Below are 15,722 nucleotides of genomic sequence, written 5' to 3'. Positions count from 1 at the left end.
GCCCTGCGGCCTAGTCTTTCGAGAATACGTCCTTGGTGGCAAAATAGCCCATGATCGAGAAAAAAGACCACAGCATGGAGGCAAGCAATGCGGAGGCTGCCAGGGTAAGCAGTTCAGAGTCGGTGACAATGATCACCACACCCAGGAGCACGCCAGCCAGGAGCAATACGCCGCAGCCTACGGCGCAGTTCACCAGCAGGGCCTTCCAGTTTTTGAGGCCTGCCGCAATGCTCTTACGTACGCAGGCCAGAACCCCGTTCCCGGCCAGCGTACCCAGGGTTGGGGCGAAGAACGCCACGACCAGCAGCGGCACACAGAGCAGGATCAGCAGCAGCAAGCCGAAGAGCATGGTGCCCACGAACTGGGAAAACACCGGAGCCTGGCCGTCTGCCATGGCCTGGATGGTGCTGACCCCGACTGCGAGAGCAACCAGCACCCCGACCACGATTTGATACAGCACTCCCAGGAGGCCCAGCCTCAGCATCCGGGAGAAGATAGCCTTGACTTCGTCACGGCCCAGATCTGCCACCGCGCCTTTGCCGAAGAGCGCCGCCCCGAGACTGTCCTCCTCGCCCTGCTCCTGCCGGCTGGCCATCATGACCAGAACGCTGGCCATGTACGGATACAGTAGGCCCAGGGCGACGTTGCCGCCTTTGCTGGCCATGGCCATGGCCAGCACGAAGACAAGGGCACAGCACAGGATCGCCCCGGCCCAGAGCTTGCCGGAGCCCATCATCAGGGCCCAGGTGTCTTTTGCCCACTCCAGACCGTTTGCGGCCGGCACCTCATTGGCCTCGAGGGCCCAGAGATCCAGCCGGCGGCTGGGGTTGTCCAGACTGGCCTTGGGGGCGGCGTAGGGGTTCAATGGCGCAGCACCTTTTCCGTCCTCCGGCGTGGCGGCTCCCGGATTTTTCCGGGGCTGGGCCTGTACGGTTTCCATGAACTCGCGGGTCTCCGGTTCCGGTTCGGGCTTCTCCTTTGGTACGGACCAGTCCATGGTCAGGCCCTCGATTTTTTCGGGCATGGGCGGCGCGGCCGCTCTGGCGGCGGCAGGGCTCGCTCCTTGTGCCGCAGCGGCTGTCCCCGCTCCTGCCCCCGTGGCTGCGCTGGGCCGGATCAGGGCGGCAATACCCAGGGCCGCGAATTTGGCGACCAGGGCTTCCCCGGCTGCCGGCGTCAGACCGCGCTTGGCCAGCCGGGGCTTGCCGGAGCAGAGCAGCAGCCGGGTTTTGGCCGGATCGAGGCCGGTCATTTTGGCCAGCGCCGCTGCGGCCCTGTCCTGATCCGCTCCCGGCACCAGCTTGCCGGCAAGCAGCACATCTACTGTGTTCATGGATTGTTCCTCCTGGATAAGTTCGGCAGGGGCTGAGCCGCCTCTCATGTCTCTTCGTAAAATATGTCGCGGACTGCAGTGTAGATCATGGCCTCGGCGATTATCCCCAGACACAGGCAGTACAGGGCAGTGACGGCCAGGAAGGCCACGCCTATGACTGCGGAGATCCGATGGCCTGCACTCATGGTGAACAACGCGACAATGCCTGAAAGCAGCGGGATGCAGGCTATGACCAGGAAGTTGAGCAGTATGGGCCGCCAGTTTCTGAAGGCGGCCATGCAGCCCTGGTACAGGGCCTGCCACGGGCTGTGTCCGGCCACGGCCACCAGAGTCGGGGCCACGACGGCCGCCGCGGACAGGGGCAACATCAGAAGGCCGATAACGATAACAAGCAGAGCGATGACTGCGATTTTACCCAGCATGCTGCCCGCAAGAACGGCTGTAATCACGGCAAGCATGCCGACGCCAAACGAATAGAGCAGCTGGAGCAGGCCCAGAAGCGCCAGGTGACCCGGGCAGCTTTGAAAACCGGCGAACACATCCAGCGCGCCGCAGTCTTGGTCTTCATGCTGCCGGTGCGCCAGCAGCATCATGCCGCCGGCAAGAATCGGGCCGAGCAGTATCTGGAGGACAGAGTTCAGGATCGAGCCGATGGGGCTGGGGAGCAGGTTGAGCAGAAATGCCATGAGGACCCAGCAGAGCACCCAGAGCAGCCAGGCGCCAAGCCACATGCCAAGCCGGCGGCTGACCAGACGCCAGGCATCCTTGAGCCACCGGATGCCGTGCCCTGCCGGCACGCTTCTGCCAATGTCCCGCCAGATGCCCCGGCTGTCCCCGTCCCTGCGCCGGGCACTGTGCAGATCGGCCCTGGGCGCGGCGTAGGGGTTGAAGGCGCCGGTCTCCGGGCCGCTGTCTGGCTGCATGGGCTCCGGCCGGCGTACCGAGGGCGCTGCCGCAGGCTGCTCTGCCGCCTGCGGGGCGCTTGCTCCATGGGCCTGGGCAAAGGCGGCAATGCCCAGGGCCGCGAATTTGTCCACCAGGGCCTGGGCAGCCTCTGGCGACAGGTCCCGCCTGGCCAGCCGCTGCCTGCCGGAGCAGAGCAGGGCCCGTGCCTTGTCCGGCTCCAGGCCGGCCATTTCGGCCAGGGCTGCCACGGCCTTCTGGGTATCTGCACCCGGCAGCACTCTGCCGGCGAGAAAAACGTCAAGGGTCTGCATGGGCGCTCCTTTTCATGCACGCTTCGCCCCGCTGCGAAATACTGCCAGGCTGCCGGGTTTGGATTTTTTGTCGCATTGGTATCGTGTGATTTTTCTGACGCTTTTGCCTTTTCACTCTTCGTAAAACATGTCGCGCACGGCGAGGTAGATCATGGCCGGGCCGATCAGCAGCAGCCGCAGGCAGAACAGGCCCAGCAGAAAGCCGACGATCAGCATGAACACGACCAGGATGGTGATACTGCCGCCAGCCGCTGCCTGGGGTACCAGAATGGCGGCGGCAATGCCCACGAGTGCCGGGATGCCGCACAGGACCAGGCCGTTCAGCAGAATGGCGAACAGGTTCCTGAGGGTCGCCTGCAGACCCCGGGCCAGGGCCTGTGTCGGGCTGAATCCGGCAACAGCCACCAGAACCGGCGCTGACCACCCAGCCAGGGACAGAGGCATGAGCAGAAGCGTGCTCAGGAGTGCTTCCAGCCACACCTGGCCGGTGATCTGGCCCACGAAGTCGGCCAGAGCAGTCACGGCAATCGAGACGACCAGCAGCAACACGCCCAGGAGCAGCAGCCGTCCGGGACATTCCCGAAAACCGGCAAACGCGTCCATGGCGCCGAATGCTTCACCTGCCATCTGCCGGTCCGCCATCAGCACCATACCACCGGTAAAGACCAGCGCAAACAGGTAGGGAATGGCATTGGCCACCCATATGTAAACCACGGGCGGGAGATCCCCGCCGGCCAGCGAGGCCGCGGTCCCCAGGATCAGCATGCTAACAATCAGCAGCAGCCAGGCGCCGATCCACGCGCCGGGTCGGCGGCTGACCAGATGCCAGGCGTCCTTGAACCACCGGATGCCGTGCCCTGCCGGCACGCTTCTGCCGGTGTCCCGCCAGATGCCCCGGCTGTCCTCGTCCCTGCGCCGGGCACTGTGCAGATCGGCCCTGGGCGCGGCGTAGGGGTTGAAGGCGCCGGTCTCCGGGCCGCTGTCTGGCTGTATGGGCTCCGGCCGGCGTACCGAGGGCGCTGCCGCCTGCGGGGCGCTTTGCGCGGGAGGCGCGCCTGCCCCATGGGCCTGGGCAAAGGCGGCAATGCCCAGGGCCGCGAATTTGTCCACCAGGGCCTGGGCAGCCTCTGGCGACAGACCCCGCCTGACCAGCCGCTGCCTGCCGGAGCAGAGCAAAGCCCGCGCCCTGTCCGGCTCCAGACCGGCCATTTTGGCCAGGGCTGCCACGGCCTTCCGGGTATCTGCACCCGGCAGCACTCTGCCGGCGAGAAAAACGTCAAGGGTCTGCATGGCTTCTCATTTCAGCATCAGAGGATTGCAGCGATATTCTCCTGTTATACAGACAGGGCATGGCCAGTGCAAGCAAAGCGGCGGCGTTCCTCCTCCAGGCCGGATGAAGACCCGGTCTGGCCCGCGCCGGCCCTGCTGACTGGCGGGCGCTATTGGTAACCGCAATCGGCAGCCCTTGCAAGACATTGCTTATGCATCCCGACCCTGCGCTGCTGCGCGGTGCTGCAAAAGTTTGGCCACCTTGTGCAGGCGCTTTTCCCTGTCTATGAGATGCCAATCCTCCAGTCGGGGCGCCCGGCATCCACCGCATCGGCGGCCAGAAACTCGTCCACCGCCTCGAGGACGCGGCGGTCGTAGATCATGAGGCTGTGCCAGAAGACCCGAAAGCGGCGGCTCTGGCCGATGGGCAGGAGCGAGCTGCAGGCCGGTTGAATGATCAGGTCATGGGCTGTCCACAGCGTCAGCACCGGAATTTGCCCCAGCCTGTCCAGACCACGGTTCAGGCTCGAGAGAAAGGCGCTGCCGGGTCGCATCTGGCAACAGCCGCGGTTCGGCAGCAGCCAGGCCAGGCGGCTGCCGTGCTGCGGCACCGAGACGGCCACAAAGCGCCGTACCCGCGCCAGACCGCCCAGCTCCTGCAGGTAGTAGCGGCTGATGAGCCCGCCCATGCTGAAGCCCAGCAGGTAGAGCGGCGCATCGGCCGGCGCTTCGGCGTCGATGAGCCTTTTGAGCTGGCCGGCCATGGGCTCCAGGCCGCCTGTGCCCGAGCTGGGCTTCAGATCGGGCGCCAGAACGCGCAGACCCCGGGCCGCAAAGTGGCGGGTCATTCGGGCGAAGATCCTGCCGGTGTCGAAGATGCCATGCACCAGCACCAGCGTGCCGTGCAGGGCAGGGACTTCATGGTTCATGGCTGATGCCCTGGCGATGTGTAAAAGGAGGTGATGGGCCAGTATCGGTCTTTTTGCCGGGCTGTGCCAGTCTTTTCATACTTGTTGAGCGGCACGAAGTCGGGTAGCCTGCGCGCCTGCTTCCGGGGTGCGGGCAGGCCGTATCCCCTTTGATCAAACTGGCCCGACAGGGGATCTTTCATGCAGTGGCCCGACATGAGACTGAAAACAGCACTGATCCTGGGTGGCGTTCTGCTGCTCTTTTGCGGCTTTAAACTGGTGATCAGCGCCACGGTCTGCTCCAGCTTTTTTCGGGTGACCCTGGACGCCCGTTTTGACCGGGCGGAATGCGTGCAGGTGTACTACGGCCTGCGCCCGGTTTTCGACGAAAAGCATGTCCGGGGCTCCGCACTCTTTCCCGCGGGTGAGCGGCAGAGCACTTCGGTGACCATCAACAACCATGTGGCCCGCTACCTGCGGCTCGATCTGGGCGAACACCCGGGCCGGGTGCAGCTCTACGGGCTGCACCTCACGAGCTTCTTCTTTCCGGAACGGCATTTTTCCGCGGCGCAGATCGCGGCGGCTTTTGCGCCCGGCCCGGGCGTGGACATGCAGCTTGCGGGCGATCATGTGGCCATAAGCAGCAGCACCGAAGACCCCTACCTTGTGGTGCAAGGGCCGCTGACGCACCAGGGTCTCTTCTACTCCTGGCTCCTGCCGCTCCTGATGGCCATGGCCGGCATCGTCCTGCTCTCTTCCTTCTCTCCACGCAGCTTTCCGCCCATTGCCGATCTTCTGGGCCAGAAGCGTTCATCCGCCGGCCTGCATTTTGCGGTCCTGGACGGCATCCGCGGTGCGGCGGCCCTCTTGGTGCTGGCCGAGCATATCGGTTTGGTGCCTGGCGGCGTGGGCGTGGTGGGCGTGCTGCTCTTCTTTGCCCTCAGCGGCTTTCTGCTGGCCATTCCCTTTGCCCGCAATCCGGAGCGGGCCATCACCCTGGAATACATGCGGGCCTACATGCGGCGGCGTTTGCTGCGCATCATCCCCATGTATTACACGGTGATCAGCATTCTGTTTCTGTTTCGCTACAAAAACCCGGACATGATCCGCCACTACCTGTTTCTGCAGGGCGACGCCTATCTCTGGACCGTGCCGCAGGAGATGTTTTTCTACGTCCTCCTGCCCTTTATTGTGGTGGTGGTGGCCCTGGCCATGAAGATCAAAAAATGGCTGGGCCCGCTCCTGCTCCTGGCCGGGCTGGTGGTGATGAACCACCTGTCCCATCAGGGTCTGGCCACTCTGTACGGCAACGGCGAGGGCAGGCCGGCCCTGATCGGCGTCTTCATGAGCGGCATGTTCTTTTCCTGGCTGTACCAGTGGCTGCGGGAACAGCCTTTCTGGCAGGGGCGATACGGCACCTGCTGTCGCCGCTGCCTGGGACTCGCCGGTCTGGCGGTGCTGCTCCTCTTGCTGATTCTGGGTTTCCAGTTGGCGCCAGGGCTGGGTTCGGTGGACATCTACAGCAACTACGGCGTCAATGGCTTTCTGGCCGCCTTCGTGCTCTTTAGCGCCGTGGCCTCAGGCCCCTCGCTGCTCGTCGCTGTGATGAGCTGGCTGCCGTTCAGGGCCGTGGGCATTGTCAGCTTCAGTTTTTATCTGCTGCATCCCAGCCTGATCACCCTGTGCGACGAGCTGGCCGGCTACTACGGCAACTGGAGCATGGGCGTGGTGACGCGCTTTCTGGCGGTGGGGCTCCTGAGCTACGCGTTTGCAGCCGTGACCTATGCCTACGTCGAGCGGCCCTTCATGAAGTAGGCTGCCGGCAGACGGGAGCAGGAACAAAAAAGCGCCCCGCTGCTGTTGCCGGGCGCTTTTTTGTGGGCTTTGCCTCATGCCAGCTCACGCGGTGAGGCGCTTCAGGGCCTCCTGATAGCGGGCCGCGGTCTTCTGCAGAATCTCCGGCGGCAGCGGCGGAGCCGGGGCCTTCCTGTTCCAGTCCAGGGTGGCGAGATAGTCGCGCAGAAACTGCTTGTCAAAGCTGGGCTGGCCCTGGCCCGGCCTGTAGCTCTCCAGGGGCCAGAAGCGGGAGGAATCCGGCGTCAGCACCTCGTCCACCAGAGTCAGGACGCCGTCTGCATCCAGCCCCATTTCAAATTTGGTATCCGCAATGATGATGCCCTGCCCACGCGCATAGTCCGCCGCTTTCCTGTAGAGCGCAATGCTGGCGGCAGCCATCTTGTCGGTCAGCTCCGCCCCGACCTGCTGCCGCATGGTTTCAAGCGAAATGTTCTCGTCGTGCATGCCCGCTTCCGCCTTGGTGGAAGGCGTGAAGATCGGCTCCGGAAAGGGCGCCGACTCCTGCATGCCGGCGGGCAGATCCAGGCCCAGGACCCGCCCGTCGCCGCTCTTTTTATAGGCGCTCCACAGCGAGCCGGAGATATAGCCGCGCACGATGCATTCAATCGGCACAACGCGGCTCTTCTTCACCAGCATGGAGCGGCCCTCGAGCTGCTCTCCGTACTGCCGGCAGACCTCGGGGTACTGGTCCACATTCGCCGTAATCAGGTGGTTTGGCATGACATCCCGCAGCAGATCGAACCAGAACAGGGAAATGGCGGTCAGGAGCCGGCCCTTGCCCGGCACCGGCTCGGCCATGATCACATCAAAGGCCGAGATACGGTCGGTCGCGACCATGAGCAGCTTGTCGTCATGGCCCGGGATGGCGTACATGTCGCGGACCTTGCCGCGGTTCAGGAGTTTCAGAGCAGGGCAGTTGGTGGCAATGATGGCAGTGTCCATAAGGAATCCAGGGTAAAGGGATGGGGCGCGGGGCCCCGACAAAAGAAGGCTGTTTTTTACCCCGAAGCCCGCATCTTGACAAGCCCCGCGGCCTCCTTATCATCTTGCACAAATGAAATCCATATCTGTATCTCAAGGAGGCAACCTATGGCATTTATTCGTTTTACCGACAGGCCCGCTTTCAGGAACCCCTGGCTGGAATTCGAGCGTATCCGCCAGGGCTTGGACGAACTGGCCCACTCGTATACGGACCAGGACAGAGGCCGGATGCACGCCAATGTCTACCCGGCGCTGAACGTCTTTGAGGAAACCGACAAAATGGTGATTACTGCGGAAATGCCCGGCGTGAAACCGGAAGACCTGGAGGTTTCGCTGCAGGGTGACACCCTGACTGTCCAGGGCCGGCGTACGAGCCAGAACGAAGAGGGCATCCAGTCCTTTCACCGCCGGGAGATCGAATCCGGCAGCTTCAGCCGGGCCCTGTCCCTGCCGGTGAAGGTGGACCCGGGGCGCATCGAGGCCAGGCTGGCAAACGGCATTCTCACCATGACCCTGATGAAGGCGGTCGAGGCCACGCCGCGCCAGATTCGGGTGCAGACCGCGTGAAGAAGGAGGCGGATTATGAGTGAACAGGAATTGAAGGTTCAGGAAAAGCACAGCGCCCAAACCCAGGGTGAGAGCACCAAGGACGAGCCCTGCTACGCACCGCAGGTGGACATTTTTGAAACAGAGCACGAGATGGTGGTCGTAGCCGACATGCCGGGCGTGCGGCCGGAGGGCGTGGACATCTCGCTCGAGGACAATGTGCTGACCATTCGGGGCCGGCGCGAAGCGGATGCCCGCGGCGGCAGGCAGATTCTGGAAGAATATGTGCCGGGCCACTATCTCAGGCGCTTTACCGTGGCGGAAAGCATTGACCAGGAGCATATCGCCGCCTCCCTGGCCGACGGCGTGCTCAAGGTGCGACTGCCCAAGGCAGCGCCGGCCCAGCCAAGGAAGATTGTGGTCAGCGCCGGATGAACCAGGGCGGAACTGAAAAAGGGGCAAAGGGCGGGCCGGATGGTCCGCCCTTTTTTGGTTCAGGGCCCTGCTGCCGGAGGCCTTGTCACAGCCCGGCCTGCGGAGCTGCATGGCCCAGGACATACGTTATTTTGCGGGCAGAATTTCCTGTTTCAGAAGACAGCAGGAAATGCGGTGCAGGGGCCTGCCGTTCCTGTCGTAGCCGATGTTGTCCGGCTGCAGCAGCCGGTTCATGACGCAGCCCTCCGGGATATTCAGGGCAAAAAAACGGTCTTCGTTCAGGCCGGCATGCCGCACCAGGGCATTCCCGGCAATTTCCAGGCTGTGGATGGGGAAATCCTCGCAGAGCGGGCAGCGGTACACGCGGCCATTCGGAAACACGAAGTAGTTTTCCGCTGCCGTGCCGGCGCATTCAAAGCGATCTGTCTCCTCCAGATAGACCTTGGGATAGACCACGTGCAGGCCGCGCGCCGCCGCGTCCATCGCCACCTGGGGCACCGTGGCGAACCAGTCTTCCGGCTGCACCTGCCAGCTCCCGCCGGCAGAGGCCGCTCCGGCGGCTGGCTTGCCACGCAGACCGATCACCTGCAGAAAAAGGCGTTTGATGCCCAGGGAAGCCGCCAGCGCCGGCATCCGGGCGATATGCCGGATATTCAGCGCCGAAACGGTGCAGATGAGACTGGCCTGGAAGCCTTTGGCCACGGCCCGGCGGATATTTTCCGTGCAGACCTGAAAGCTGCCCGTTCCGCGGATGGGGTCGTTGACCGCTGCCTCCGGCCCATCCAGACTGAAGCTCAGATAGTCCAGTTCCTGCGGCGTGGTTTTTTCCAGGAGATCGTGAAAGAGATAGCCGTTGGAATCCACGGTCACCGCATAGCGCAGGCTTTTGGCCAGACGGATGATGGCGGCCAGATCGGGATGCAGGGTGGGCTCGCCGCCCAGAAGAATCAGATTGCTGGCCTGCCCGCTCTGCGCAGGCCGGGCGAAGAGCGCCAGCCACTGCCGCACCGTGTCCAGGGAGAGCATGTTCGTGCCATGCTCCGGCGGGTTGATGTAGCAGTGCCGGCAGTGCAGATTGCAGGCAGTCAGCAGATGCAAAAACACATTGCGTTCACCTGGCTGGAAACCGACAGTGCGGGCCAGTGGCACAGAAATCGTTTCGTTCATTTCTCGAAAAATACGACCCGGAATGAAAAGGTTGGCAAAACAAACGGTTCTTCAATATGCTCCGGCAGAGTTTTTCCTGCTCGTATATAATGCAGAAAAACGGAAATCAATAGAGTGACCATTTTCAGAATCAACTTCTGTTTCAAAAGATATTGCTTCATTCACCATTAAGACCTAAAACAGCGATTACCAAGTAGATATTTTTAGATATAATTTATGTTTATTGTATTCATGGACAGGAAGTAGATTTTTGATATATATATTATATTTGCCTTCAGATAATTCAGCTTCATGAATAAGCCTTGATATTGCCAATGAACTTCGATAATACATATCAAATCCTGATGCAATTCGACATGTTTTTGATTCTACTTTATCTATTACAGGTATATTTTCCCCTTTCTTTATAATTTTTATATAAATAGAGATAGGAGCCCCATAATTCATATTAATATTATTATAACATGATCCTCCAACTAATTTCTCTACTTCATCTCGATTATTTTCTTCAGAAGAAACAGTAAGTACGAACATATAATCAGTTCTAATCTCATCTCCTCCTTTTTTTACTTCAAAATCAAAACTAACCTCTTCGTTCCCCCGAGAAAGTGAAAAAGGCGTCCCTACGCTCAATAGCTCTACTTTTGTTTTGGTTTTATCATCGTGCATCAAGAAAGAATTACCCAGAATGCCAGTAAATGGCAATCCGTTTGCCTGAAAATGAATCAATTTTATGGCGTTTTCCGGTGGTTTCTGCTCTCGCAGCGGGGCAAGCAGGAGGAAAACAGTTAGCAAAACCCAGAAAATAATGAGTTGCGGCATAGAAATGCTTCCTCAGGTTGGGGTGGAAAATGCGCCTTCGCTCTGGTTACAATTTCATGCATCAAAATACATTTATGCAATGACATGTTATCGAAGTCGTTTTGTTCCTTTTGAATAAAGGTATATTTATATGGAAGGCTCTATTTACATTTTATAGTAAACAAAAAATGTTGCGTTTATATCAGATATGATAAAATAAAGTTATTTAATAGTATTTTTATATTTAAATAGTTACATAAATAATAAATACTAATAATTACTAGATATTTCCAACGAAATTATATCAATTACATTTACATATAGACGATTTTATATCAGCAATGCCTTTAAATATTATTCATCTCTATATACGATTACTGTTTAAATTATAGCGTGACGTTCTTTCATATTAAGAGCAATGGTCGCCATATTGTTGCGCCCGTATTTTTTTGTCATTCTTGTCTATTCACAAAGAGGCGTGATAAATATCGATCATTGTATTGATAATCTCTCGATGGCAAAAAGAGTAAAGTTCACCAACTCGTTCTTGGGGTAAACTTGAGATGGTTTTTTCTGATATTGTATCATTACCAGATTTCTCAGTTTTATATAAAAAAATATGTTCATTATACGGTAGTGAAGAGAGTGAAAATAAAAAATCAAAAAAACTTCCTTTCATTTCAAATTTACATTTAATTATATTATATGAAATAATATTATATAAATATATAAAAATATCATATTCTTCATTTAAAACGATTCTTTTGTTTGTTACATATGATAGTTGTCTTACTTTAGTATATGCAAGAAGTATGCATGTATTTACTGATACAGAAAATGCTAAGGCTGCATATATGCCAGTCTTTTCCTGCATTGGGTATATAACATATATAAATAATAATAAAAGGATAAAATATGTGTCCCTGCTATGGGTTTCTGCAAATCTGAAAATTATTATTTCGTCTTTTTCAAATTCAAACTTCTCTCCATGTTTTTCCTGCGCCAATTTGTCTGTGATTCCTCGTTTCCTCGCTTCCATGTATAATAAGAAACGCAAAACAGAATCGATTATTCTGGCATTCCTGAATGCATCAAGCACTTCCTCATCCGAACTTTGCGCATACCTTTGCTGCAGCTCACGAACGCGCGGCAGCTCGTCAAAGCTGAGCCCCCTTCGTGGCGGCTCATTCCCGAACGCGGACGGAATCCTCCATTTCCCTGGAAACCAACTCATAGAATACCTGCTTTCTGCTCTGCCACAAAATCTCCGGGATGCAGACCCTCTTTGTGCTCCGCCAGATTACCCCGCTGCTTCTGCTTTGACAAGTGCCTGAAAATCCGGCCAGACCTTGCAAAGATCTTTGCCCGGCCTTCAGAAAAGAGCGTAACAGCGTTCCCGGACTTTTTTGGGAAGCCCCTGGCAGGCCATGAGCCATGGCAAACGGCTTTTTATAGCCGCAGAAATGCATCCGGCATATGTGACCAGCCGCAAAATAACTGTCAGTTTCTGAACATTGCCTTTCCCGAAAAGACAGCAAAACAAAGAAAGCGGCACTTCCTCGTACACATTGGGCGCGGCATTGGCCTGAGCGCTGAAGCCGGCTTCGTGCACACGCTGCGGCTCCATGGCGCGCAGACTGGAAGCCTGCGGGGCAATAAAAAAAGGCCCCCTGTCGCTCGAAATGCCGGACCTCTCCCGGACACCCGCATACAAAAGGCCCAGAAGCTCCCGGCCCGCAGCAACAGAAAGATGAACAAAAAAATGCTGAAAATTGACCCAGATCAAGGACAGAGGGCGCGGCCATGTTTAGAATGGCCGCAACGCTGTGAACAACACCCACACTTGACCAACATTTTCCAGGGAGATTCATCATGTTTTGCAATCAGTGCGAACAGACCGCAGGCGGACATGCCTGCACCAAGGCGGGCGTGTGCGGCAAAAAGGAAGATCTGGCGGGCCTGCAGGACCTGCTCATCCACGCGCTGGAAGGCCTGGCGCTCTTTGCCAGGGAGGGCCGGCGGCTGGGCATCGTGGACACGGCGGCTGACCGCTTTACGGTCGAGGCCATTTTTTCCACCCTCACCAATGTGGATTTTGACCCGGAGCGTTTCGTCGAGCTCATCCACAAGGCTGTGGAGCACCGTGAGGCCCTGAAACAGCAGATTGCGGCCAAAGGCGGCAAAACGGACTTTCCGGAGCCGCAGGCCGGCTTTCAGCCCCAGGGCACGACAGCGGACATGGCCAAAACCGGCGCAGACCTGAAACTGCTGGAGACGCTGGACACGGACGAAAACATCCGCTCGCTCAAGCAGACGCTGCTGTTCGGGCTGAAGGGCATCTGCGCCTACGCCGACCACGCGGCCATTCTGGGCCAGAGTGATCCGGAAATCGCGGGCTTCTGCTACGAGTCCCTGTGCGCACTGATGGCCAGGGGTCTGAGCGTGAGCCAGTGCGTGGACGCCGCCATGCAGGCGGGCAGGATCAATCTGCGCGCCATGGAGCTGCTGGACGCGGCCAACACCGGAACCTACGGCCATCCGCAGCCCACCGCCGTGCCCCTGGGGCATCGCAAAAACAAGTGCATCCTCATTTCCGGCCACGACCTGCGCGACCTGGAGCTTCTGCTCGAGCAGAGCGCAGGCAAGGGCATCGACATCTACACCCACGGCGAAATGCTGCCCACCCACGGCTACCCGAAACTGAAGAAGTACCCGCATTTCTACGGCCACTACGGCACGGCCTGGCAGAACCAGCAGAAGGAGATGCCGGCCTTCCCCGGTGCGATTCTCTTCACCACCAACTGCCTGCAGAAGCCGGGCGCCGACTACACCGACCGCCTGTTCACCACCGGACTGGTCGGCTGGCCGGGCGTGAAACACATCGGGCCGGACAAGGACTTTTCACCGGTGATCGAGGCCGCGCTGGCCGCACCCGGCTTCAGCGAGGACCTGGACAAGGGCAGCGTGCTTGTGGGCTTTGCCCGCAATGCGGTTCTGGGCGTGGCGGACAAGGTCATCGCGGGCGTGAAATCCGGCGCGATCCGCCACTTCTTCCTGGTGGGCGGCTGCGACGGCGCCAAGCCGGGCCGCAACTACTACACCCGGCTGGTGGAACTCGTGCCCAAAGACTGCGTGGTGCTGACGCTCGCCTGCGGCAAGTTCCGCTTCTTTGACAAGCAACTGGGGGAGATCGACGGCATCCCGCGCCTTCTGGACGTGGGCCAGTGCAACGACGCCTATTCAGCCATCCAGATCGCGCTGGCTCTGGCCAAGGCCTTCAGCTGTGACGTGAACGAACTGCCACTCTCGATGATTCTTTCGTGGTACGAACAGAAGGCGGTCGCGATCCTGCTGACCCTGCTGTTTCTGGGGGTCAAGGACATCCGCCTGGGGCCCTCGCTCCCGGCTTTCATCACGCCTGCGGTGCTGCAGGTGCTGGTGGACAACTTTGCCATCAAACCCATCGCCGCCAGCCCGGAGGAAGATCTCAAGGCCATTTTGGGATAAAAGCGGGCCGCGAGGCCGCAAAACGAGCGGGGCGGCCGACACCTGCCGGGCCGCCCCATTCTCCAGTCTTCCGGGCCCGCCGCTTTGCACGTTCAAGGAGAACAACACGATGAAAACCATAGATTTGCGAAAAAGCGTCCATGAGATTTGCACGGCATACCCGGAAGTGAAAGCCATCATGGCGGAACTGGGTTTTGCCGAAATTACCGATCCCCTTGTCCTGAACACGATGGGCCGGGTGATGACCCTTCCAAAGGGCGCGGCGCTCAAGAAAGTGCCGCTGGACCGCATTGTGGCGGCCTTTCAGGCCAAAGGCTTCGAGGTGCTGGGCAGGGAAGCAGACCCCGCACCTGCGGACGGGCAAAAGACGGACAGCCGGGCGGAGCTGCTGAAAAGCTATGTCAAGCGCCTGAGCGACGGCGAGGACCTGGAGAGCGTCCGCAAGGACTTTGTCAGTCATTTCAAGGAGGTGGATGCCTCGGAAATCATGCACGCGGAGCAGGAGCTGTTGCGGGACGGCGTACCGCTGGACGAGATGCAGCGCCTCTGCGACGTGCATTCGGCGCTTTTCCACGGCTCGACCCGGGAGGAGCGGAACATCAGGGCTGGCGGGGCGCCCGTTTTGCCGATGTTTCAGGCCGCACCGGCACCGACGCCGGCCACTTCCCAGACCGCCGAGCTGGCCCGGGAAAGCGGCCATCCAGTCAATGTCTTCATGCGGGAAAACGAGGCCATCGGGAAGCACATCAGCATGTTTTACGAGCAGTTGAACGCGGGCGCTGCTTTTGAGACACTGCAGGCCTCCTTTGCCGTCCTGCGCGCCCTCGGCAGCCACTACGCGAAAAAGGGCGACCTCATCTACCCGCTGCTCAAGTCGCGCTACGGCATTTCCGGGCCATCGGAGGTGATGTGGACGGTGGACGACGAAATCCGGGCAGAGATGCGGGCACTGGACAAGGGCGGGCTTCCGGAGAGCGAATGGCGTGAGCGCGCCGGAAAGGTGATTGGCCGCGCGGAGGAAATGATCTTCAAGGAAAACAACATCCTGCTCCCGCTCTGCGTGCAGCACTTTACCGAGGACGAGTGGCGGCAAATGGCGCGCGACCTGCAGGACTACGAGCCCTGCCTCACCCCGGCGATTCCCCTTTGGCAGCGGGCGGAAGACGCGCCCATCTGGAAGGACTCGCCTGCACTGCGCAATGCAGCTGCGGCCGAAGCGGGTGAAATCGTGCTGCCGAGCGGGCACCTCACGGTGGAACAGCTCGGCGCCATGCTGAACACCCTCCCGCTGGAAATCACCTTCGTGGACGCGAACGACATCAACCGCTACTTCAACGAGGGTGAAAAGTTCTTCAAAAGGCCGCTGGCAGCCTTGGACCGGGAAGTCTATCTCTGCCACCCGCCCAAAATCGAGGCCATGGTGCGCCGGCTCATCGCAGATTTCAAAAGCGGCGCCCGCGACACCATGGACGTGTGGATGGAGAAACAGGGCCATTCCTTCCTCGTGCGCTACATGGCGGTGCGCGACCGGAAGGGCCGGTTCATCGGCACCATGGAGTGCGTGCAGCAGATGGATGCGATCAAAAAGCACTTCGTCAAGGGATGATGGACAGCCAGGGCGGCCGTGCGGGCTGCCCCCGGTTCGCAGGGCCGGAAAACCGGGGAGTCCAGATGCTTTTGTTTTTCGGGTCTGCGCCGTAG

The 15,722-nt window shown here is 59.1% G+C and carries 13 protein-coding genes; 5 read left to right on the top strand and 8 right to left on the bottom strand.

Annotation, left to right across the window (positions count from 1 at the left end):
- Positions 1-10: 10 nt before the first annotated feature.
- The 4 genes from CAY53_RS05840 to CAY53_RS05825 form a co-directional block, all read right to left on the bottom strand.
- Positions 11-1,333 carry a hypothetical protein gene (locus CAY53_RS05840; protein ID WP_104936331.1) on the bottom strand — a complete coding sequence of 441 codons (1,323 nt, stop codon included), beginning with the start codon at positions 1,331-1,333 and terminating at the stop codon, positions 11-13.
- A gap of 44 nt (positions 1,334-1,377) precedes the next feature.
- Positions 1,378-2,550: a BPSS1780 family membrane protein gene (locus tag CAY53_RS05835; protein ID WP_104936330.1), complete on the bottom strand. Its 1,173-nt coding sequence runs from the start codon at positions 2,548-2,550 to the stop codon at positions 1,378-1,380.
- A gap of 111 nt (positions 2,551-2,661) precedes the next feature.
- Entirely contained in the window at positions 2,662-3,840 is a 1,179-nt protein-coding gene (locus tag CAY53_RS05830) for a hypothetical protein (protein WP_104936329.1), read from the bottom strand.
- A 263-nt stretch (positions 3,841-4,103) separates the two neighbouring features.
- The gene (locus CAY53_RS05825) at positions 4,104-4,748 is read right to left on the bottom strand and encodes an esterase/lipase family protein (protein WP_104936328.1); all 645 of its coding nucleotides are present in this window, start codon (positions 4,746-4,748) and stop codon (positions 4,104-4,106) included.
- A 195-nt stretch (positions 4,749-4,943) separates the two neighbouring features.
- Here CAY53_RS05825 and CAY53_RS05820 point away from each other — a divergent pair, with 195 nt between their 5' ends.
- Positions 4,944-6,542 carry an acyltransferase family protein gene (locus tag CAY53_RS05820; RefSeq protein WP_181040447.1) on the top strand — a complete coding sequence of 533 codons (1,599 nt, stop codon included), beginning with the start codon at positions 4,944-4,946 and terminating at the stop codon, positions 6,540-6,542.
- Positions 6,543-6,626: 84 nt separating this feature from the next.
- On the opposite strand, the gene CAY53_RS05815 is transcribed toward CAY53_RS05820, so the two are convergent.
- Complete coding sequence (locus tag CAY53_RS05815; RefSeq protein ID WP_104936326.1) at positions 6,627-7,526, bottom strand: phosphoribosylaminoimidazolesuccinocarboxamide synthase; 900 nt, start codon at positions 7,524-7,526, stop codon at positions 6,627-6,629.
- A gap of 147 nt (positions 7,527-7,673) precedes the next feature.
- On the opposite strand from CAY53_RS05815, the gene CAY53_RS05810 reads away from it, so the two are divergent.
- Both CAY53_RS05810 and CAY53_RS05805 read left to right on the top strand, forming a co-directional pair.
- Positions 7,674-8,132: an Hsp20/alpha crystallin family protein gene (locus CAY53_RS05810; protein WP_104936325.1), complete on the top strand. Its 459-nt coding sequence runs from the start codon at positions 7,674-7,676 to the stop codon at positions 8,130-8,132.
- A gap of 15 nt (positions 8,133-8,147) precedes the next feature.
- Positions 8,148-8,546: an Hsp20/alpha crystallin family protein gene (locus CAY53_RS05805; RefSeq protein ID WP_017866287.1), complete on the top strand. Its 399-nt coding sequence runs from the start codon at positions 8,148-8,150 to the stop codon at positions 8,544-8,546.
- A 126-nt stretch (positions 8,547-8,672) separates the two neighbouring features.
- On the opposite strand, the gene CAY53_RS05800 is transcribed toward CAY53_RS05805, so the two are convergent.
- The 3 genes from CAY53_RS05800 to CAY53_RS12555 all read right to left on the bottom strand — a co-directional run bounded on the left by CAY53_RS05800 (position 8,673) and on the right by CAY53_RS12555 (position 11,748).
- On the bottom strand, positions 8,673-9,713 hold the full coding sequence (locus tag CAY53_RS05800) for a radical SAM protein (protein ID WP_104936324.1): 1,041 nt from the start codon (positions 9,711-9,713) through the stop codon (positions 8,673-8,675).
- A 186-nt stretch (positions 9,714-9,899) separates the two neighbouring features.
- Positions 9,900-10,535 (bottom strand): DUF5625 family protein, encoded by a 636-nt coding sequence (locus CAY53_RS12560; protein WP_146106418.1) that lies wholly within the window; start codon positions 10,533-10,535, stop codon positions 9,900-9,902.
- 445 nt (positions 10,536-10,980) lie between these two features.
- A complete protein-coding gene (locus CAY53_RS12555; protein ID WP_146106417.1) occupies positions 10,981-11,748 on the bottom strand; it encodes a hypothetical protein in 768 nt (255 codons plus the stop codon).
- 638 nt (positions 11,749-12,386) lie between these two features.
- On the opposite strand from CAY53_RS12555, the gene hcp reads away from it, so the two are divergent.
- Together hcp and CAY53_RS05785 are read left to right on the top strand one after the other, a co-directional pair.
- Positions 12,387-14,021, top strand: coding sequence for a hydroxylamine reductase (gene hcp, locus CAY53_RS05790; RefSeq protein ID WP_104936322.1), 1,635 nt, complete (start codon positions 12,387-12,389; stop codon positions 14,019-14,021).
- Between the two features lie 109 nt (positions 14,022-14,130).
- A complete protein-coding gene (locus CAY53_RS05785) occupies positions 14,131-15,627 on the top strand; it encodes a DUF438 domain-containing protein (protein WP_104936321.1) in 1,497 nt (498 codons plus the stop codon).
- The last annotated feature ends 95 nt before the right edge of the window (positions 15,628-15,722 follow it).

Source organism: Desulfobulbus oralis (genome assembly GCF_002952055.1).
Lineage (GTDB): Bacteria > Desulfobacterota > Desulfobulbia > Desulfobulbales > Desulfobulbaceae > Desulfobulbus > Desulfobulbus oralis.
The sequence above is the reverse complement of the archived record's forward strand: the minus strand, read 5'-3'. Positions and strand labels throughout refer to the sequence as shown.